Genomic DNA, 17,819 nt, shown 5'->3' on the forward strand with positions numbered 1-17,819 from the left:
CGAATGTTAAGGATTTGGCAACCATGCGCCGCGCGGTTCACATCGGCCTGTTCATCGGCACTCTGCTGGGCATGAGCGCCTGCGCCAGCCAGCATGATGCGAACGGACGCCCCGTGTCCGGCGCCTATGGCTCGGTCGAGGTGGGGCGCACGGGGTAAGGCCGAAAGGAATTCGTGGCGTAAAACCCGTTCCTGCCCTAATATTGTTCTGCGGACGCCGTCTGTCGCGCCGCGTTGGTCCCCACACCCCTTAGATGTTACTCATCGCTATTGCCGTCGTTCTGCTCCTTGTGGTGCTCAACGGCCTGTTCGCCATGACCGAATTGGCGGTCGTCTCGTCGCGGAGGTCGAAGCTCCAGGCGAGGGCGGAAAGAGGGGATCGGGGCGCGCGGGCCGCCTTGAAACTGTCCGAAGAGCCCACGCAATTCCTGTCGGCGGTTCAGGTGGGCATCACCCTGATCGGCATTCTGGCGGGCGCCTATGGTCAGGCGACCATAGCGGGCGAACTGGACCGGATTCTAGAGCACGCCTTCCCCGCGCTGGCCGCCTACACCGAATTCTTCGCAACCGCCCTGGTGGTCGTGTGCATCACCTATGTGTCGCTGATCATCGGCGAACTGGTGCCCAAGCGCCTGGCGCTGATCTTCCCCGAGACGGTGGCGTCCAAGATGGCGGGACCGATCTCCAGCCTGGCGGTCGTGCTGAAGCCGTTCGTCATTCTGCTGACGGCCTCGACCTCGGGCATTCTGAAACTGCTGGGCGTCAAGGACCGCGACGGTTCGGACGTGACGCAGGAAGAGGTGGCGACGATTCTGGCCGAGGGCACATCTGCGGGTCTGATCGAGCCGGAAGAACAGGTGATGATCGAGGAGATCCTGCGTCTGGGCGACCGCCCCGTGCGGGTGGCCATGACGCCGCGCCATGACGTCTTCTGGATTGCGCTGGACGATCCCGAGGAAGTGCTGCGCGAGGAAATCCGCACCTGCCCCTATTCCCGCATCGTTGTGGCGCGTGAGAGCGACGTCGATAATCCGTTGGGCGTGGTCCACAAGAAGGATCTGCTGGACGCCCTGCTGACCGACGGCAGGTTCGATGTCGAGCCTCTGGTGCAGGAGCCGGCCTTCATCCCGCAGTCGACCTCGGTGTTGAAGGCGCTGGAGATCCTGAAGGGATCGAAGGTCCACATGGCCTTCCTGGTCGACGAGTTCGGGGCGTTTGAAGGCGTGGTCACCGCGACGGACCTGCTGGAGATGATCGCGGGCGACTTCAACGAAGGCCATGACGAAGAACAGGCCTGGATGCACCAGCGCGCCGACGGCAGCTGGCTGGTGGACGGCCAGACGGACCTGGACGACCTGGCCGACACCCTGGGCGAGGACTTCGGCGAGCATGAAGGCTTCCACACGGTCGCCGGACTGATTCTGCATCAGATCTCGCGCGTGCCGGATGAGGGCGAGATTCTTCAGGTCGGCCGATTCGAAGTCGAGGTCGTCGATATGGACGATCGACGCATCGACAAATTGATCTTCAAGGAACTGGTGAAAGCCCAGGATGAGAAGGCCGCCATAGCGGCGCATCTAGAAGAGTAGGGGATGAAGCCAGAACGCCCTTGAAATACCGGGCGGTGTCGGGCATACGCCCCCCTCTGACGAACGCGCGGACCGGAAGGTTGGTGCGGTTGTCTAGGAGTTTAGCTCAGCTGGTAGAGCACCGGTCTCCAAAACCGGGGGTCGTGGGTTCGAGTCCCCCAACTCCTGCCAATCACCCCTGTCGCTTCCGGGTGGGACTTCCCATCTGGGGCGACAGGAACAATTGTTTGAAGAGCAGCTGATGGCCAAGGCCAAATCCCCAGGCAAGCGGCCCCAGGCCAACGCGAAGCCCCAAGTCGGCGCCAAGGCTCAGGCTGGCGCTGCGGGCGCCGCGATCACGGTTGATTCACCCGAACCCAAGAAGCCGCGCCCGAGCGTGCCTCAGTTCATCGGTCAGGTGCGCGCCGAAGGTCGCAAGATCGTATGGCCCAGCCGCAAGGAGACCTGGATCACCTCGGTGATGGTCTTCATCATGGTCATCATTGCTGCGATCTTCTTCTGGATCGTCGACACCGGCCTTGGCTTCGCCTTCCGTTGGATCATCGGCCTCGGCTCGTAAGACGCCGCGTTCGTAAGGATAAAGAACCGTCATGACCGACGCAGCGCCCGCAAAACCGGCCAATCCGCGCCACAAGTGGTACATCGTCAACGCCTACTCGAACTTCGAAAAGAAGGTCGCCGAGCAGCTGCGTGATCAGGCCAAGCAACAGGGCCTGGAAGACGCCTTCTCCGAAATCCTGGTTCCGACCGAGGACGTCGTCGAGATCCGTCGCGGCCGCAAGGTAAACTCGGAACGCAAATTCTTCCCCGGCTATGTGCTGGTGAAGATGGAGATGACCGATCAGGCCTATCACCTGGTCAAGAACACGCCGAAGGTCACCGGCTTCCTGGGCGCGGCAGGCGGCACCAAGCCCCTGCCGGTCTCGGAACGTGAAGTTCAGAACATCATCGGTCAGGTGGAAGAGGGCGTCGAACGTCCGAAGCCCACGATCCGCTTCGACATCGGCGAGAAGGTCAAGGTCATCGACGGCCCGTTCGCCAGCTTCGACGGTTCGGTCGAGAGCGTGGACGAAGAACACGCCCGTCTGCGCGTCGCCGTTTCGATCTTCGGCCGCGCCACGCCGGTCGAACTGGAATACGGCCAGGTGGAGAAGGTCGCGGGCTAAACCCCACGCCCCTCAGAGATTTGAAGCCGCGCCTGGCAACGGGCGCGGCTTTTTCTTGCTCCGGGCGACGCCGGCCGTGCCGCCGTCATCCTCGGGCTTGACCCGAGGATCGGGTGGTCTGCAGCTTTGCGCTCTGGGCGATGCACAGCCCGATCCGCGTCCGGTCCTCGGGTCAAGCCCGAGGATGACGTAGTGGGGGAGTGAGCAACTCCCTGGTTTGCCTTTCCCGGCCCCCTCCGCTATACGCGCGCCTTCGCTCGGCGGGTCTTGGTCCGCGGAGCGGCAAATCCGTGGGAGGCAGCCATGCCGGACCACGGCTCACCGGCCCGTCGTTCGTTCGTCGGGTCATTCATAGGAGAGACCAATGGCCAAGAAGATTCTCGGCTATATCAAGCTGCAAGTGCCGGCCGGTTCGGCCACGCCTTCGCCCCCGATCGGCCCGGCTCTGGGTCAACGCGGCGTGAACATCATGGGCTTCTGCAAGGAGTTCAACGCACGCACTGAGAAGGAAGCCAAGGGCACCCCGCTTCCGACCGTCATCACCGTCTATCAGGACAAGTCGTTCACCTTCGTCACCAAGACGCCCCCGGCGACCTGGTACCTGAAGCAGGCCACCGGCCTGAAGTCGGGTTCGAAGCTGGTCGGCCGTGAAGTCGCCGGCAAGATCACCGTGGCCCAGCTGCGCGAGATCGCCGAAAAGAAGATGAAAGATCTGAACGCGAACGACCTGGACGCCGCGACCAAGATCATCGAAGGCTCCGCCCGCGCGATGGGCCTCGAAGTGGTGGAGGGCTAATCCATGGCTAAGCAAACCAAGGCTCAAAAAGCCCGCACCGGCGTCACGCAAGACCTGCTGCCGTTCTCCGACGCCATCAAGCTGGCCAAGGAAAACGCCAAGGCCAAGTTCGACGAATCCCTGGAAATCGCGATCAACCTGGGCGTTGACCCGCGTCACGCCGACCAACAGGTCCGTGGCGTTGTGAACCTGCCGTCGGGCACGGGCCGTGACGTTCGCGTCGCCGTCTTCGCCAAGGACGCCAAGGCCGCTGAAGCCACCGCTGCTGGCGCTGAACACGTCGGCGCCGAAGATCTGTACGAAAAGATCGCTGGCGGCTTCATGGAGTTCGACCGCGTGATCGCGTCGCCGGACATGATGGCCCTGGTCGGTCGTCTGGGTAAGGTGCTGGGCCCGCGCGGCCTGATGCCGAACCCGAAGGTCGGCACCGTGACCCCGAACGTCGCGCAAGCCGTCAAGGACGCCAAGGGCGGCGCCGTCGAGTTCCGCGTCGAGAAGGCGGGCATCGTCCACGCCGGCATCGGCAAGACCTCGTTCACGCAGGACGCGCTGGAAGCCAACGTCAAGGCTATCGTGGACGCTCTGGTCCGCGCCAAGCCGTCGGGCGCCAAGGGCACCTATGTGAAGCGCATCAGCCTGTCGACCACGATGGGCCCGGGCTTCAAGGTCGACCCGGCCTCGCTGGGCGCCTAAGCCTTAGCGACAAGCTGAACTGTTGAAACGGCGGGGAGAAATCCCCGCCGTTTTTTCATGTCCGGCTGTTTGTCTTGAGCCTGTCGCAGTTCGTGGGACATAAGGTCTGTCTGTCCAACTGAACGACGGGTGTCACGTTGAAGAAACTGAGCTCCACACTGGCCATGCTGGCTGTGCTCGGCCTGGCGGCCTGCGGCGACAAGCCGGCCAAGAACGAGGCTGAAGCCACGACGGACGGTGCCGCCATGCAGGCCGGTGCAGACGCCAAGACACCGAGCGCCGTCGCCGCCAATGTCGATCTGAGCCTGATCCCCGTTTCGACCGCGCCGCTGGGCGCCTTCCCCTATGTGGGCGCGCCTGCAGGCTATGGCGTGCGTGACGAGAAGACGATGGATCTGGCGGCCTATCCGATCTGGACCGGAACCGGGTTCCAGACGGTGGAGGGCAAGGTCCATATGGCCAGCTCCGCCACGCCGGAGGACAAGACCTTTTCGCGGCTCGAGGTCCAGCGCAGCCTGGACGAGGCCGTCAAGGCGCTGGGCGGCGTGCAGATCGCCAATAGCGAGGCGCCGAACCCAGCGATTGATGAACTGCCCCAGGCCCTGCGAAGCGACATGAACCTGGGTCTGATGATCATCTACGGCAATCCGATCAGCGCCTATGTGATCCGCCGCCCGGACAAGACCATCTGGGTGCAGGTCATCGCCGACGCCAGCCAGGTCATCTGGACGGTCGTTGAGGCCCCGCCGCCGCCCGCGCCCCCGGCGGCCTGATCCCAGGCTTGAATATGAAAACGGCCCCGGAGAGCGATCTCCGGGGCCGTTGTCCTTGGGGACGGACGAAGTCAGTCGGTTTTCGAGCCGTCAAACATGGTATTGCCGTTGGCGGTCGGGGTGCTGGGGACGGACTGGATGACGTCGAAATGTTCGACGATCTTGCCGTTTTCGACGCGGAAGATGTCGACGATGGCCCGACCCGGATCGCTGGGCGTCTCCTGCGAATGGACGTGCAGGGCGACCAGATCGCCGTCGGCGATGACCCGATGGATGGTGGCTCGCGACTGGGGATTGTCGCGGAAGAAGCCTTCGAAATAGCCGTAGAAGACCGCCGCGCCGTTCGGGACGCCCGGATTATGCTGGATGTAGCGGTCGCCGATATAGAGCCGCGCCGCCTCGGTCGGCTTATGCTGGTTGAAGGCCAGGTCGTAGAAGGCGGTGACGACGCGGGCGTTGGCCTCCTCCTGCGGGGTGCGGCTGCTGGAGGCGGCGGCCTGCTGGGCGGCGGCGGTCGAGGCGGGCAGGGCGGCCGCCGCCAGCCCGAAGGCGGCGACGGCGGCGATCAGCGGTCTCTTCATCGGGCGATCCCCTCAGTAGGCCGCGGTGAAGCGGGCGCGGCTGTGCTTGGGCTGCTCCAACTCATCGACCATGGCGATGGCGTAGTCAGCGAAGCTGATCCTGCTGTCGCCGTTGGCGTCGGTCAGCAATTGGTCGCCGCCAGTGCGGTAATGGCCCAGACGCGGCCCTTCCTCGATCAAGGCGGCGGGCGAGAAGAAGGTCCAGTCGATCTGGGTCTCGCCGCGCAGGGTCTTGAGGTAGTCGAGACCGCCGACAGCGATGGGCTTCCATTCCGCGGGGAAGGCCGGGGTGTCGATCAGCAGGACGCCGGGTGCGACCTCCAGGCTGGCGGCGCCGCCGGTGACCAGCAGGCGGGGCACGCCCGCCGTCTTCAGGGCCGCCAGGATGGCCTCGGCGGGAACGTCGAAATGCAGAGCGCTGATGACAGCGTCAGCGCCCTTGATCAGGCCGGGCAGGGCGGCGGCGTCAGAGGCGTCGCCTGCGACGGCGGTGACGCCGGATGCGGCGGGAATGGTTTCAGGTTTGCGGGCGATGGCGGTGACGGTGTGACCGCGCGCCGCCAGTTCCTTTGTGATCTCCGATCCGGCGCGACCGCTGGCGCCGAGGACTGCGACTTTCATGGAAGGCTCCTGTGGTATCCAATGGTGACTAGGTGTGCTACTGACTGCGACCATGCAAGACGGCACTTTCCACTCACCTGGTCACTCTGAAGAAACCTGGACGCGGGGCGACGTGTTCGCGTCCCAATGCCCAACGCGCCAGCTGCTGGATCGGATCGCTGATAAATGGAGCACCCTGATCCTGGTTGCGCTTGGGCGGGGGCCGATCCGGTTCAATGAGCTGAAGCGGCGCATCGAGGGGGTGTCGCAGAAGATGCTGAGCCAGACCCTGAAGTCGCTGGAGCGCGACGGGCTGGTGTCGCGGACCGTGGTGGCGACCGTGCCCGTAACGGTGACCTATGCGGTGACGCCGCTGGGCCGGGGCCTGATCGCATCCATGCAGGCGATGATCGACTGGGCCGAGACGCAGATGCTGCAAGTGGCCCAGGCCCAGGCAGACTATGACGGGCGCATTTCCGCCCCCTGATGATTTTTTCTCGGTGGCGGCGAACCGTGGGGCGGCGACGGCGTTCTGACCCCACCTTGAAGGGGGCATGATGTTCGGTTTGGGTAAATCAAAAGGCGGTTCGACCGCTGGCGGCCATGATCCGTGGAAGGGGCGGCTGGCGTTCGGCGCCATCGTTCTGGTGTCGGCCTATTTCGCCATTCAGCTGGTGGTGTCGCTGCAGACCCTGTGGCTGCTGATCTTCGGCGCCATTGTGGTGGCGGTGATCCTGCGGGCGCTGGCCGATCCGCTGGTGCGGTTCCTGAAGCTGCCCGATCCGTTGGCGGTTTTCCTGTCGATGCTGATCGTCATCGGGGTTCTGGCCGGGGTGCTGGCGCTGTTCGGGGCGCAGATCTCCGAGCAGGTCACGACCCTGATCGCCATTGTTCCGTTGGGCTGGGCGCAGGTGCAGACCTGGATCGAGGCGCAACCCTATGCCGCTCAGGTGTTCGAGCAACTTCAGAACCTGGGCAGCCGGGCGGGCGAGGCGCTGCAGTTCGCGCAGAAGTTCGCCATCGGCATGGCGGCGGGCATCACGACCATGGTTCTGGTGGTGGTGGCGGGCGTCTTTCTGGCCATCGAACCCGCCAAGTCGCGCGAAGGCCTGCTGTCGGTGTTTCCGATGGACCGACGCGACCGCCTGCGTGAAGTGCTGAACAGCTGCGGCAAGGCGCTGAAGGGCTGGCTGAAGGCGCAGCTGTTCTCGATGGTGCTGGTGGGCACCCTGACCGGCATCGGTCTGGCCATCATCGGCGTGCCGTCGGCGCTGGGTCTGGGGCTGCTGACGGGCCTGTCGCAGTTCGTGCCGATTGTCGGACCGATCGTGTCGACCATTCCGTCAGTCCTGGTGGGCGCGACGCAGGGCTGGCACACGGCGGTGCTGGCCGTGGTGGTCCACATCGTCATCTCGCAGCTGGAGAGCAACTTCATCACGCCCCTGGTGCAGAAGAACGTGGCCAATCTGCCGGTCGTGCTGGGAATCTTCGCCGTGGTGGGAATCGGCACATTGTTCGGGCCGTTGGGCGTGCTGTTCGCCACCCCGATCGCCCTGGTGCTGCACACGATTGTAACCATGCTTTACCGCCAGGATGTGCTTGGAGACCCTGATGCAAAGGCGCCGGGCGAACGATAAAGCGAACTGTCCGTAGTCTGAAAACTTGACGGCGCGCCCCGTATCCTTTTTTGGGGGCGCGCGGTCGCCTGAAGGCGTCGTCTGATCGGGGATTGTCGGATGCTGAGCTGGTTCCAGGCCTTGTTGCCCAAGGAAGATAACTTCTTCCGCCTGTTCGACGCCCATGCGGCGACCCTGACCAAGGGCGCCGAGGCCATGCGTCGGATGCTGGACGGCGGCGACGAAACCGAGAAGTGGCGTCAGGACATCATCACCTATGAGAACGAGGCCGATGATGTGGCGCGCGAAGTCCTGTTCGCCGTGCGCCGAAGCTTCATCACCCCGTTCGACCGTTCCGACATCCGCGGCCTGACCAACTCGCTGGACGACGCCATCGACCAGATGCAGAAGACGGCCAAGACCATCGGCCTGTACGAGCAACGCGAGTTCGAGCCGAAGATGCGCGAACTGGGCGACATCGCCCTGTTGTGCGCCGTCAAGACGGTGGAGGCGGTCAGCCTGCTGCCGGCCATGCGCAAGAACCACGACCGCCTGAACATCCTGACCGAGGAAATCGCCACGCTGGAGAGCGACAGCGACACTCTGTATGACGAGGGCATGAAGGCGCTGTACGCCAAACACCGCGAGGGCAACACCATGCCCTTCATCATCGGCGCCGAGATCTATGATCACCTGGAGAAGGTGGTCGACCGGTTCGAGGACGTGGCGAACCGCATCAACGGCGTGCTGGTCGAGCACCTCTGATCATCATGGATCACGCCCTCCTGATCCTGGTCTTCCTGATCGGCGTGGCCATCCTGTTCGATTTTCTGAACGGATTGCACGACGCGGCCAACTCCATCGCCACCATCGTCGCCACGCGGGTTCTGCCGCCGGTGTATGCGGTGGGCTGGGCGGCCTTCTTCAACTTCATCGCCTTCCTGTTCTTCGGGCTGCACGTCGCCGACACCATCGGGCGGGGCATCATCGATCCGGGCGTCATTTCGGATCAGGTGATCTTCGGCGCCCTGATGGGGGCCATCATCTGGAATGTCGTGACCTGGCTGCTGGGCATACCGTCCTCCAGCTCGCACGCCCTGGTGGGCGGTCTGCTGGGCGCAGGCATCGCCAAGGCAGGCACAAGCGCGGTCGTGATCGCAGGCGTGGCCAAGACGGTCGCGGCCATCTTCCTGTCGCCCGCCGTCGGCTTCGTGCTGGCCCTGATGCTGGTGCTGCTGGTGTCGTGGCTGTTCGTGAAGTCGAACCCGGCGTTCGCGGATCGGGTGTTCCGGGGGATGCAGTTCATCTCCGCCTCGGCCTATTCTCTGGGCCACGGGGGCAATGACGCCCAGAAGACCATGGGGATCATCGCCATACTGTTATATTCGCGCGGCATGCTGGGCGGCGAGTTCCACGTGCCGTTCTGGGTCGTGATCACCTGTCAGGCCGCCATCGCGCTGGGGACCCTGTTCGGAGGCTGGCGGATTGTTCACACCATGGGCTCGCGCATCACGCGCCTGTCGCCGCAGCAGGGCTTCTGCGCCGAGACGGGCGGGGCCATCACCCTGTTCGCCGCGACCAGCATGGGGATCCCGGTTTCGACGACCCACACCATCACCGGCGCCATCGTCGGCGTGGGCGCGGCCAAGCGGGTGTCGGCCGTGCGCTGGAACGTGGCGCGCAGCATCGTCACGGCCTGGTTCATCACCATGCCCGCCGCTGCCGCCATCGGCGCGATCTTCTACTTCGTCGGCGGACTGTTCCTGACGTGAGCGGGACCAATCCCAAGCGCACCGTGCGGTCAGAGACGCGCCAGGTCGCGGCCCTGCCGTGGCGGCTGGAGGACGGCGAGCGCCGCATCCTGATGATCACCTCGCGCGAGACGCGGCGCTGGGTCATCCCCAAGGGCGGTCGGATGGTCGGCAAGACCGATCCCGAAGCCGCCGCGCAAGAAGCGCTGGAGGAAGCCGGGGTGAAGGGCGAGATCGACGGGCACTCGGTCGGCGTCTTCCGCTACGCCAAGGGCATGAAGGACGGTCGCCAGCGTCAGTGCGTGGTCTCGGTATATCCGCTGGAAGTGTTGATCCAGTTGGGGGCCTGGCCGGAAGCGCACCAGCGCGAGCGCCGCTGGATGACGCCTGCCGAGGCGGCGGACGCCGTGCATGAGGCGGACCTGGCCGACCTGATCCGCGACTTCGCCGCCACGCCGCTGGCGTATTGAGCAACCTTAGGGCGATTTCGTCTGGTCACGCGCGCCGCCTCTGCCGATAGTCGGGCAGGGGAGAACCATATGCGCATCAGTCACGTCTTCATCGCCGTCGCAGCAGCCCTGTGTCTGGCTGTGCAGCCCGCAGCGGCTCAGGACGCTGGGCTGGCGCAGCGGACGGCGCTGGCGGAACGGTTGATACGGGCGACTGCGGGGCCCAACTTCACCAAGAGTCTGGAAAGTCTGATCGGCGAACAGGTGTCGGCTATCGAAGCGGCGGGGACGGCGGCTGGGGTGGGGCGGCAGGAGGCGGCCTGGATACGCGCCAATGCGCCGCGGATGCTGACGGCGATGACCAATCGGCTGTTGACCGATCTGGCGCCCCACTATGCCGAAATCTACACGTCCGAAGAATTGGAGGCGCAACTCGCCTTCTACGAATCTCCCATCGGCCGCCAGATCGCCGCCAAGAGCTTTCAACTGGGCATGGCCACACAGGAGGTGACGGAAGACAGCATGATCGCCTTCGTCACCGAGTTGCAGAGCAAATACTGCGCCCAGTTCAACTGTGACGTCGCCGCTTCGTCCGCATCCAAGGGGCGGCGCTGAGCGTCAACCGTCCAGTTCGGGGTAGCGACGGAAGATGCCGTCCTCGTTGAACGGGATGCGGCGCGGGCTGTCCAGATAGGCGCGGATGCGGGGCAGGGCGGCGACCCGATCGCTGAGCGCCGCCACCTTGGGCGTGGTCTTCAAGGTGCGCGCGGCCGCCTTGGGGAAGGCGTAGATCAGGCCCTCGACCACCTGGAACAGCGACAGGTCGGCGTAGGTCAGGCTTTCCCCGACCAACCACGTCGGGCCTGACGGATTGCGGGCCAGAACCTGTTCGGCCCAGCCGAGGAATTTGGGGATGCGATGATCGCGGAAGGCCCTGGCGCGGCGGGCGGCCTCGGGCTTCTGGTCGTCGTAATAGGCCGTCATGTCGACGGGGTGGTGGGTGTCATGCACCTCGGCCACCAGGTCGGCGAAGGTCAGCTGGATCTGGTCCAGCCAGGCGCGGTCGGCAGGGTCGTCGGGCGCCAGGCCCAGTCGCGGGCCGAGCCAGGCGAGAATGGCGGACACCTGGCCCACGGTGCGGTCGCCCAGACGGACGAAAGGCGGTGCGAAGGGCGGCATGGCCGCCTCCTGCATCAGCGCCATCATCGCCTCGCCGTCATCCTGACGCGAGATATCGACATAGTCGGCGCCCGCCGCCTCGAACGCCAGGCGCACGAACTCGCCGCGTCCCTGGATCGTGGGCCAGTAATAGAGTTCGTAGGCCATGGGCTGCGCGCCTTGATTTCCGTGATCGGTCCCTGTAAGAGCGCCGCTTCCCGTTAGAGGTTCATCTTCTGACGGTCCTGTCCGAGAACTTCGGGGCGTGGGGGTCACCCAGGCCGTAACTGTCAGAAAGCCTTCTGACGCCGTGGGGAGATGGGGACGCGACCTTGCCGCGCATCGGCCCGCATTCCGGGACGGACGCCGTCAGACGCATCCTTCGGACAATACGACCGGCCCGAACGCTTTGCAGCGATGCATGGCGCTTTGGCCAATCCGTCGTCGGGAATAAGCCCGTCGGCGAATACCAAGACTGGAGACCGCAATGGATCGCGCACAAAAAGCCGAGTCTATCGAATCGCTCAAGGGCGTGTTCGCCGACGCCGGCAGCGTGGTCGTGGCCCACAACCTGGGCCTGACCGTTGCGGAAATGGAAGATCTGCGTGGCCGTCTTCGTAAAGAAGGCGGCGCGTTCAAGGTGGTCAAGAACCGCCTGGCGCTGAAGGCGCTCGAAGCCGAAGAAGGCAGCGACTACCACGGCCTGTTCAAGGGTCCCGTGGGCATCGCATACGCCGAGAACCCCGGTACGGCCGCCAAGGTCGCCACCGAGTTCGCCAAAGCCAATGATCGCTTCAAGATCATCGGCGGCTTCATGGGCGAAACCGTCGTCGATACGAAGGGCGTCGAGGCACTCTCGAAGCTCCCGACCCTCGACGAGGTTCGTGGTCAACTCATCGGCCTGCTCAACGCGCCTGCGACCAAGATCGCCGGCGTGCTGCAAGCACCCGCCGGTCAGCTGGCTCGCGTGTTCAACGCCTACGCCACCAAGGAAGCCGCGTAAGCGGCCCAGCCTTTCATCTCTGCATCACTCTCTAAAACCAATCCTCCGAAGGAAAACTGACAATGGCCGACCTCGCCAAGATCGTCGAAGACCTGTCCGCACTGACCGTTCTGGAAGCTGCTGAACTGTCCAAGCTGCTGGAAGAAAAGTGGGGCGTTTCCGCTGCTGCTCCGGTTGCTTTCGCTGCCCCGGCCGCCGGTGGCGCTGCTCCGGCTGAAGCCGCTGAAGAGCAAACCGAGTTCACCGTTGTCCTGGTGGACGGCGGCGACAAGAAGATCAACGTCATCAAGGAAGTCCGTGGCGTGCGTTCGGACCTGGGTCTGAAGGAAGCCAAGGACCTGGTCGAAGGCGCTCCGCAGAACGTCGTCGAAAACGTTTCGAAGCAAACCGCCGACGAAATCGCCAAGAAGCTGACGGAAGCCGGCGCGAAGATCCAGATCAAGTAACCTGGTTCTCAGCATCTGCTGAAGATCGGAAAGGCCCCGAGGGAAACCTCGGGGCCTTTTCTTGTTTCGGGGCGGCTATGTGATCTTGGTCCAGTCGCCATTCAGACCAAAACTGTCCTTCCGGGGCGTCCGAAGGATGAACCCGGAACCCAGGAGGCGCATATCCGGTGTTGAATGTGTCCAACAATGCGGTCGCAGTCCTGGGTTCCGGGTTCTTCGCTTCGCTCAGCCCCGGAAGGACGATCTGAGAATTCAGCCGACCGAATGTCGATCGCCTTGAGTTTTCAGACTGGGCTCTGATCCGATTGGAGATGGGCTGCTGTTCGGCCTCAGCGGCTGCGCGGCGTCAGGATGGCGCCCAGACGGTCGGGGGTGCCCTCGATCCGCTCAAGGCGCGGGTAGCGCAGGCCGTCGTGATAGTCGAAGGCGACGGTGCGGAAGCGGTCGCCGGACTTGATCAGCAGTTCGATCTTGGCGTCCGTTCCCTTGGCGGCGGTGACGGCGTTGCGCAGGGCCTCGGCGGACCCGGCGACGCCGTTGACCGCGACCAGCTGCCAGCCCGCGCCGATGCGTTGTTCAAACGCGGGGCCGCCCCAACGGATATTGGTCAGGCGGTCGCCGCTCAGGGTGAAGCCCAGCGAATACTGGAAATCATTGGCCCAGCCGGTCTGGACTGCCTTTTCCGCCGCCGACGGCGTGTCGGTGTAGGTCAGCCGGTATCCGCCGCGGGTGATGCCCGCCAGCGGCGCGTGGGCGTCGGGGCCGACGGCGTCCAGCCGCCCGCGCAGGAAGCTGGTCCAGTCGTGCGGATAGACGGCGTTCAGGGTCGCGACCACCTGCTCGAACGTATAGCCCTGCGGCGCCCACTGGCCGTCGTCGTGGCCGAAGAAGGCGCGGGCGAAGTCGTCCAGGGATTTGCGGTTGTTGGTGCCCTCACGGATCAGGGTGTCGGCGTCCAGCCAGATCAGGGCGCTTTCGCGGTAATAGTCGCCGGTGCCGCGCATCCATGAGGTGAACTGGCCCGGCACGCGATAGCCCAGCAGATTGTGGTTGTTGACGTCCTGAAGCGCGCGCCATTCGCGGCCCGGCTGGTTGTCATAGAAGGCGGCGATGGCGGCCAGGGTGGCCAGCGCCACCTCGCGGCTGTGCAGGCCCGCGCGGGCGGCCAGGACATCGCCCCAGTATTCGGTCTGACCCTCATAGACCCACAGCAGGGTGTTCTGGGTCGGGACGTTGTGGTTGGCGGTCAGTTCGTCCGCCGGACGCATGAACTTGCCGTTCCACGAGTGGGTGTATTCGTGGGGCAGCAGGCCCCGGTCGCCCTCGCTCTTGGACCAGTTGGTGAAGAAGTCGGGGGCGCCGGTGTTTTCCGAACTGCGATGATGCTCCAGCCCGATGCCGCCCAGCTGGTTTGTCAGGGCGAACAGGAACTCGTAGCGGTCGAAGTGGCGGGCGCCGAACAGACGGTCGGCCTGCTGGACCATGTTCTCGAACAGCTTGATCTGCTCGTCAGTGGCGGCCAAGCCCTTGGCCTCGTCGGCAAGGATGTTCAGGTGGACGCGGTCCCCGGTCGGGTCGATGTCGACGCGGCGATAGTGGGCGCCTGCAAACACCGGGCTGTCGATCAGGGTGTAGAGGTCGGTCGTCTCGAACCGCGCCACATCGCCGTCACGCGCGGCGGTGGCCAGGGCGGTGCCGTACTGCCAACCAGAGGGCAGGACGATGGAGGGGGCGACCTGAATCTGGCGGCTGTAGTAGCCCGCCGGATAGAGGATGGCCTTCTCCCACTGCAGATTGACCAGGGCGGGGGTCATGGTGACACGCCAGTTGGAATTATCCGGCTGGGTCAGCCACTGGAACGCGACGTCGATGCTGGTTACGCCCGCCGGGATGTCCAGATGGAAGGCGTAAGGGTCCAAGGTGTCGCGCAGCCACTCGATCCGCTGGCCGTTGGCGGTCACGGTCAGGCCGGAGATCAGCTGGATCGGGCCGGTCGCAGCGTGGTTGCCGGGCAGGTATTTCGGATAGAGCAGGGTCAGCGGACCAGCCTGGGCGACCGGGATGGTCTGGGTCACATTGACGATGCGGCGGTCCACATCAGTGACGTCGGCGCGGTACTGGATGACGCCGGGATAGGGCGTGTCCTGCGGGACCGGAATGGCGGGCTGGGCGCGGGGCAGGGCCAGGGGCGCCTGGGCCGCATCGGCGATGATCGGGGTCGACTGGAAACTGTGCGCCAGGGCCGGGACGGCGGCGCCCGTCAGCAAAAGGGCGAGGCAGGCGGCGGGCAGGCGTGAACGCGACATCAGGTCATCCGGTATTGCAGCAGAGCTGTACCGTCGTGGGCGTCGGGGGCGGCGTCAAGGGACAGAAGGCCGCGAGGCCCTTGTCCGAAGTGTAAGCGACACTCAGCCCAAAACCGTCATTCCGGGGCTGAGCGAAGCGAAGACCCTGGAAGCCAGGGCTGCGATGCCGCCGCTGAATGCGTCCGCCGCTGGATGCTAAACGCCTGGGTTCCGGGTTCGTCCTTCGGACGCCCCGGAATGACGAGCCGTGAGGCCAGTCTGTGGCCATTGGACCTATCGCGTGCGCGGCGTCAGGATGTCGCCTAGACGGTCGGGCGTCCCGGGGATGCGCTCCAGCCGTGGGTAGCGCAGGCCGTCGTGGTAGTCGAAGCTGACGGTGCGATAGCGGTCGCCGTCCTTGACGATCAGGTCCACCGTCTTGGCCGGGTCTTTCGCGGCGGTGATGGCGGCGTTGATGCGATCCATATTGGCGGCCTCGCCATTGACGGCGACGATCTCCATGCCGACGGCCAGGCCAGCCTTGAAGGCGGGGCTATCCCATTGAAGCGCGTGAATGACATTGGTGCCGGTCGTCTGGATGCCCAGCGAGTAGGTGTAGTCGTTGCGCTTCAGCTCGGCGTACAGGGTCTTCTGATAGTCGGTCGGCGTGTCCGCATAGGTCAGCCGCCAGCCGCCGCGCACCAGGCCGTCCAGAGGTGCACCGGGGCCGTGGCCGTCCAGGCGCGTGCGCAGGAAGGTCGCCCAGTCGTTGGCGACAACGCCGTTCAGGGCCGCGACGACATCCTCGAACGTATAGGGCTTGGGATCATAGCTGCCGTCCTCGACCCCGTAGAAGGCCTTGGCGAAGTCATCCAGGGATTTGCGGCCGTTGGTCTTTTCCCGGATCGTGGTGTCGACATCCAGCCAGATCAGCTGGCCTTCCGAATAATAGTCCTCGTCCCGCTGCCATGACAGCCAGCCCTTGGGCTGGCGCTGGCTGATGATCGGGTCGTTGGTCGTGTCCTGCATGGCGCGCCATTCACGACCGACGCGGTTGTCGAAGGTGGCGGCGGTGATGGCGAGGGAGTCCATCGCCTGCTGCTTGGTCAAGAGGCCCGAACGGGCGGCGACGACCTGACCATAATACTGCGTCTGACCCTCATAGACCCACAGCAGGCTGTTCTGCAGCGGGCTGTTGAAGTTGGGGACGTACTGGTCGGCGGGGCGGCGCCATTTGCCGTCCCACGAGTGGTTCATCTCGTGGCTGAGCAGGTCGCGATCGCCCAGGTGGGTGGCCCAGCCGGTGAAGAAGGCGGGATCGACCGAGTTCTCGGAACTGCGGTGATGCTCAAGCCCGATGCCGCCCAGCTTGTCGGTCATGGCGATAAGGAAGTCGTAGTGATCGAAGTGGCGCGCGCCATACAGGCGGTCCATCTGAACCACCAGATTGCGCAGAATCTGGATCTGCTCGTCGGTGGCGGCCAGGCTGGCGGGATCGTCGGCGACGAAGTTGGCGCGGACGGGCGAGCGACCGCCGGGATCAAGGTCGATCTGGCGATAGTGGGCGCCGGCGAAGATCGGGCTGTCGATCAGGACTTCCAGATTGACGGGCTTGAAGCTCTGGACGTCGCCGTTCTTCTCCAGCGGCTCCAGCGCCGTGCCGAATCGCCAGCCGGTCGGCAGCTTGACCGTGGGCTGGAGCGTGATGTTCCGCGACCAGTGGCCTGCGGGATAGAGCAGCATCTTCTCCCACTGCACGTTCAGCATTTCCTGCGTCATGGTGATGCGGCCCTGATTGCCGGTCGTCGGCGACAGGTGCTGCATCTTCACGACGATCTCGGACGCGCCCGCCGGGACGTTCAGGTGGTAGGCGAGGGGGTGAAGCGTGTCGCGCACCCATTCCACGCGTTGACCGTTGGCGGTGATCTCGATGCCCGCCAACTGGGCGACCGGGCCGACGGGACCGTGATTGCCCGGCAGCCATTCCGGGAAGAATAGGGTCAGGGGACCGGCGTTGGCGACGGGGATCGTCTCGGTCACCGAGAAGATGCGCTGGTTCAGATTGGTGGCGTCCACGTCCAGCTTGATGACGCCGGGATAGGCGACATCGCGCACCGCCGGGATGGCGGGCTGGGGCGCGGGCAGGGCTGGCGGATAGGTCGATGCGTCCTGAGCCATGGCCGCAGAGGCGAAGGCGGCGGGAGCGGTTGTCGCCAGCAGAAGGGCGAAACCGGCGGCGCGCATGGCGGCGGGACGGATGATCTTCATTTCACGCTCTACGAATACTCAGGGGAAGGTGCGACCCTCTGCCGCAGGGGCGCCGTCGTCAAGTCCGTCAGGACGCGGGCTTCACTTCCAGCAGTTCGACGCTGAAACGCAGGGTGGAGTTGGGCGGAAGCTCGCCGTCGCCCACCCAGCGCGAGCCGTAGCCTAGCGAGGCGGGGATCACGAACTCATAGATTTCGCCGACGTGCATCAGGGCCACGCCCTCGGTCCAGCCCTTGATGACGCGGTTCAGCGGGAACTCGGCCGGTTCGTTGCGGGAGTAGGAGCTGTCGAACTCGCGTCCGTCGATGAAGGTCCCGCGATAGTGGACCTTGACCGTGTCGGTCGCGGTGGGCTGGGCGGCGTTCGGGTGCGCCTTGCCGACGCGACGGTACTGCAGGCCGCTCTCGGTCGTGGTCCAGCCGCGACGGGCGCCGTTCCAGTCCAGATAGGCGAGATTGCCCGTATCCCAGACCTCCTGCGGCGATAGCGACGCCTGACCTTCGACCTGAGCAGCGGCGCGCGCGGCGGCGGCGGCCGTCTCGGCATAGGTGACCGGCTCACGCTTGGTCGCGCAGGCGGACAGGGCGCCGGAAAGGGCGACGGCGGCGATCAGGGGCAGGGCGATGCGATTCATGGCGGTGACGCT

At 64.9% G+C, this 17,819-nt stretch carries 21 protein-coding genes and 1 tRNA gene; 16 read left to right on the plus strand and 6 right to left on the minus strand.

The annotated features are described in order from the left end of the window. Nucleotides 1–23 precede the first annotated feature (23 nt). The 8 genes from KWG56_RS18875 (at nucleotide 24) to KWG56_RS02620 (ending at nucleotide 5,016) form a co-directional block, all read left to right on the plus strand. Nucleotides 24–158, plus strand: a complete 135-nt coding sequence (locus KWG56_RS18875) for a hypothetical protein (RefSeq protein ID WP_257903734.1) — start codon at nucleotides 24–26, stop codon at nucleotides 156–158. Between the two features lie 95 nt (nucleotides 159–253). Next, nucleotides 254–1,588 (plus strand): hemolysin family protein, encoded by a 1,335-nt coding sequence (locus KWG56_RS02590; RefSeq protein WP_201100557.1) that lies wholly within the window; start codon nucleotides 254–256, stop codon nucleotides 1,586–1,588. A 95-nt stretch (nucleotides 1,589–1,683) separates the two neighbouring features. After that, nucleotides 1,684–1,759: transfer RNA gene (locus tag KWG56_RS02595), tRNA-Trp, on the plus strand. Nucleotides 1,760–1,829: 70 nt separating this feature from the next. Then, complete coding sequence (gene secE, locus KWG56_RS02600) at nucleotides 1,830–2,147, plus strand: preprotein translocase subunit SecE (RefSeq protein ID WP_201100556.1); 318 nt, start codon at nucleotides 1,830–1,832, stop codon at nucleotides 2,145–2,147. Between the two features lie 31 nt (nucleotides 2,148–2,178). Then, the gene (gene nusG / locus KWG56_RS02605; RefSeq protein WP_201100555.1) at nucleotides 2,179–2,754 is read left to right on the plus strand and encodes a transcription termination/antitermination protein NusG; all 576 of its coding nucleotides are present in this window, start codon (nucleotides 2,179–2,181) and stop codon (nucleotides 2,752–2,754) included. A gap of 364 nt (nucleotides 2,755–3,118) precedes the next feature. Further along, nucleotides 3,119–3,550: a 50S ribosomal protein L11 gene (gene rplK / locus KWG56_RS02610; protein WP_054765996.1), complete on the plus strand. Its 432-nt coding sequence runs from the start codon at nucleotides 3,119–3,121 to the stop codon at nucleotides 3,548–3,550. Nucleotides 3,551–3,553: 3 nt separating this feature from the next. Continuing rightward, the gene (gene rplA / locus KWG56_RS02615; RefSeq protein ID WP_201100554.1) at nucleotides 3,554–4,243 is read left to right on the plus strand and encodes a 50S ribosomal protein L1; all 690 of its coding nucleotides are present in this window, start codon (nucleotides 3,554–3,556) and stop codon (nucleotides 4,241–4,243) included. Nucleotides 4,244–4,380: 137 nt separating this feature from the next. Continuing rightward, entirely contained in the window at nucleotides 4,381–5,016 is a 636-nt protein-coding gene (locus KWG56_RS02620) for a hypothetical protein (RefSeq protein ID WP_219353622.1), read from the plus strand. A 71-nt stretch (nucleotides 5,017–5,087) separates the two neighbouring features. Here KWG56_RS02620 and KWG56_RS02625 read toward each other — a convergent pair whose 3' ends face one another. Both KWG56_RS02625 and KWG56_RS02630 read right to left on the minus strand, forming a co-directional pair. After that, nucleotides 5,088–5,597: a nuclear transport factor 2 family protein gene (locus KWG56_RS02625; protein WP_219353623.1), complete on the minus strand. Its 510-nt coding sequence runs from the start codon at nucleotides 5,595–5,597 to the stop codon at nucleotides 5,088–5,090. A 12-nt stretch (nucleotides 5,598–5,609) separates the two neighbouring features. Further along, nucleotides 5,610–6,218, minus strand: coding sequence for an NAD(P)-dependent oxidoreductase (locus KWG56_RS02630; RefSeq protein WP_201100551.1), 609 nt, complete (start codon nucleotides 6,216–6,218; stop codon nucleotides 5,610–5,612). A 112-nt stretch (nucleotides 6,219–6,330) separates the two neighbouring features. On the opposite strand from KWG56_RS02630, the gene KWG56_RS02635 reads away from it, so the two are divergent. The 6 genes from KWG56_RS02635 (at nucleotide 6,331) to KWG56_RS02660 (ending at nucleotide 10,628) form a co-directional block, all read left to right on the plus strand. Continuing rightward, nucleotides 6,331–6,684, plus strand: coding sequence for a winged helix-turn-helix transcriptional regulator (locus KWG56_RS02635; protein ID WP_244999610.1), 354 nt, complete (start codon nucleotides 6,331–6,333; stop codon nucleotides 6,682–6,684). A gap of 67 nt (nucleotides 6,685–6,751) precedes the next feature. Continuing rightward, nucleotides 6,752–7,834, plus strand: a complete 1,083-nt coding sequence (locus tag KWG56_RS02640; RefSeq protein ID WP_219353625.1) for an AI-2E family transporter — start codon at nucleotides 6,752–6,754, stop codon at nucleotides 7,832–7,834. 99 nt (nucleotides 7,835–7,933) lie between these two features. Continuing rightward, entirely contained in the window at nucleotides 7,934–8,578 is a 645-nt protein-coding gene (locus tag KWG56_RS02645) for a DUF47 domain-containing protein (RefSeq protein ID WP_219353626.1), read from the plus strand. A 5-nt stretch (nucleotides 8,579–8,583) separates the two neighbouring features. Beyond that, nucleotides 8,584–9,585, plus strand: coding sequence for an inorganic phosphate transporter (locus tag KWG56_RS02650; RefSeq protein ID WP_219353627.1), 1,002 nt, complete (start codon nucleotides 8,584–8,586; stop codon nucleotides 9,583–9,585). Then, a complete protein-coding gene (locus tag KWG56_RS02655) occupies nucleotides 9,582–10,034 on the plus strand; it encodes an NUDIX hydrolase (RefSeq protein ID WP_219353628.1) in 453 nt (150 codons plus the stop codon). The genes KWG56_RS02650 and KWG56_RS02655 overlap by 4 nt, the downstream gene beginning before the upstream one ends. A gap of 69 nt (nucleotides 10,035–10,103) precedes the next feature. Further along, nucleotides 10,104–10,628: a DUF2059 domain-containing protein gene (locus tag KWG56_RS02660; RefSeq protein WP_219353629.1), complete on the plus strand. Its 525-nt coding sequence runs from the start codon at nucleotides 10,104–10,106 to the stop codon at nucleotides 10,626–10,628. Nucleotides 10,629–10,631: 3 nt separating this feature from the next. Here the strand turns inward: KWG56_RS02660 and KWG56_RS02665 are convergent, their stop codons facing one another. Then, nucleotides 10,632–11,339: a glutathione S-transferase gene (locus KWG56_RS02665; RefSeq protein WP_219353630.1), complete on the minus strand. Its 708-nt coding sequence runs from the start codon at nucleotides 11,337–11,339 to the stop codon at nucleotides 10,632–10,634. A 319-nt stretch (nucleotides 11,340–11,658) separates the two neighbouring features. Between KWG56_RS02665 and rplJ the strand changes: the two genes are divergently transcribed. Beyond that, on the plus strand, nucleotides 11,659–12,174 hold the full coding sequence (gene rplJ, locus KWG56_RS02670; RefSeq protein ID WP_201100543.1) for a 50S ribosomal protein L10: 516 nt from the start codon (nucleotides 11,659–11,661) through the stop codon (nucleotides 12,172–12,174). 62 nt (nucleotides 12,175–12,236) lie between these two features. Beyond that, nucleotides 12,237–12,620: a 50S ribosomal protein L7/L12 gene (gene rplL / locus KWG56_RS02675; protein WP_201100542.1), complete on the plus strand. Its 384-nt coding sequence runs from the start codon at nucleotides 12,237–12,239 to the stop codon at nucleotides 12,618–12,620. Nucleotides 12,621–12,949: 329 nt separating this feature from the next. Here rplL and KWG56_RS02680 read toward each other — a convergent pair whose 3' ends face one another. From KWG56_RS02680 to bamJ, 3 genes are all read right to left on the minus strand, one after another. Next, nucleotides 12,950–14,926 (minus strand): M61 family metallopeptidase, encoded by a 1,977-nt coding sequence (locus tag KWG56_RS02680; protein WP_219353631.1) that lies wholly within the window; start codon nucleotides 14,924–14,926, stop codon nucleotides 12,950–12,952. A gap of 273 nt (nucleotides 14,927–15,199) precedes the next feature. Then, entirely contained in the window at nucleotides 15,200–17,173 is a 1,974-nt protein-coding gene (locus tag KWG56_RS02685; RefSeq protein WP_244999611.1) for a M61 family metallopeptidase, read from the minus strand. A 67-nt stretch (nucleotides 17,174–17,240) separates the two neighbouring features. Continuing rightward, nucleotides 17,241–17,807 (minus strand): BamJ family beta-barrel-assembly machinery protein, encoded by a 567-nt coding sequence (gene bamJ / locus KWG56_RS02690; protein ID WP_219353632.1) that lies wholly within the window; start codon nucleotides 17,805–17,807, stop codon nucleotides 17,241–17,243. Nucleotides 17,808–17,819 lie beyond the last annotated feature (12 nt).

The sequence above is a fragment of the Brevundimonas nasdae genome (genome assembly GCF_019395145.1).
GTDB classification, from domain to species: Bacteria; Pseudomonadota; Alphaproteobacteria; order Caulobacterales; family Caulobacteraceae; genus Brevundimonas; species Brevundimonas nasdae.

Coding starts and splice junctions, on each gene's coding strand:
- KWG56_RS02660 (WP_219353629.1), top strand. CDS start 10,104: ATGCGCATCAGTCACGTCTTCATCGCCGTCGCAGCAGCCCTGTGTCTG.
- rplA (WP_201100554.1), top strand. CDS start 3,554: ATGGCTAAGCAAACCAAGGCTCAAAAAGCCCGCACCGGCGTCACGCAA.
- KWG56_RS02665 (WP_219353630.1), bottom strand. CDS start 11,339: ATGGCCTACGAACTCTATTACTGGCCCACGATCCAGGGACGCGGCGAG.
- KWG56_RS02650 (WP_219353627.1), top strand. CDS start 8,584: ATGGATCACGCCCTCCTGATCCTGGTCTTCCTGATCGGCGTGGCCATC.
- secE (WP_201100556.1), top strand. CDS start 1,830: ATGGCCAAGGCCAAATCCCCAGGCAAGCGGCCCCAGGCCAACGCGAAG.
- KWG56_RS02685 (WP_244999611.1), bottom strand. CDS start 17,173: ATGAAGATCATCCGTCCCGCCGCCATGCGCGCCGCCGGTTTCGCCCTT.
- rplL (WP_201100542.1), top strand. CDS start 12,237: ATGGCCGACCTCGCCAAGATCGTCGAAGACCTGTCCGCACTGACCGTT.
- KWG56_RS02630 (WP_201100551.1), bottom strand. CDS start 6,218: ATGAAAGTCGCAGTCCTCGGCGCCAGCGGTCGCGCCGGATCGGAGATC.
- KWG56_RS02590 (WP_201100557.1), top strand. CDS start 254: ATGTTACTCATCGCTATTGCCGTCGTTCTGCTCCTTGTGGTGCTCAAC.
- KWG56_RS02640 (WP_219353625.1), top strand. CDS start 6,752: ATGATGTTCGGTTTGGGTAAATCAAAAGGCGGTTCGACCGCTGGCGGC.
- rplK (WP_054765996.1), top strand. CDS start 3,119: ATGGCCAAGAAGATTCTCGGCTATATCAAGCTGCAAGTGCCGGCCGGT.
- KWG56_RS02645 (WP_219353626.1), top strand. CDS start 7,934: ATGCTGAGCTGGTTCCAGGCCTTGTTGCCCAAGGAAGATAACTTCTTC.
- KWG56_RS02680 (WP_219353631.1), bottom strand. CDS start 14,926: ATGTCGCGTTCACGCCTGCCCGCCGCCTGCCTCGCCCTTTTGCTGACG.
- KWG56_RS02625 (WP_219353623.1), bottom strand. CDS start 5,597: ATGAAGAGACCGCTGATCGCCGCCGTCGCCGCCTTCGGGCTGGCGGCG.
- rplJ (WP_201100543.1), top strand. CDS start 11,659: ATGGATCGCGCACAAAAAGCCGAGTCTATCGAATCGCTCAAGGGCGTG.
- KWG56_RS18875 (WP_257903734.1), top strand. CDS start 24: ATGCGCCGCGCGGTTCACATCGGCCTGTTCATCGGCACTCTGCTGGGC.
- nusG (WP_201100555.1), top strand. CDS start 2,179: ATGACCGACGCAGCGCCCGCAAAACCGGCCAATCCGCGCCACAAGTGG.
- bamJ (WP_219353632.1), bottom strand. CDS start 17,807: ATGAATCGCATCGCCCTGCCCCTGATCGCCGCCGTCGCCCTTTCCGGC.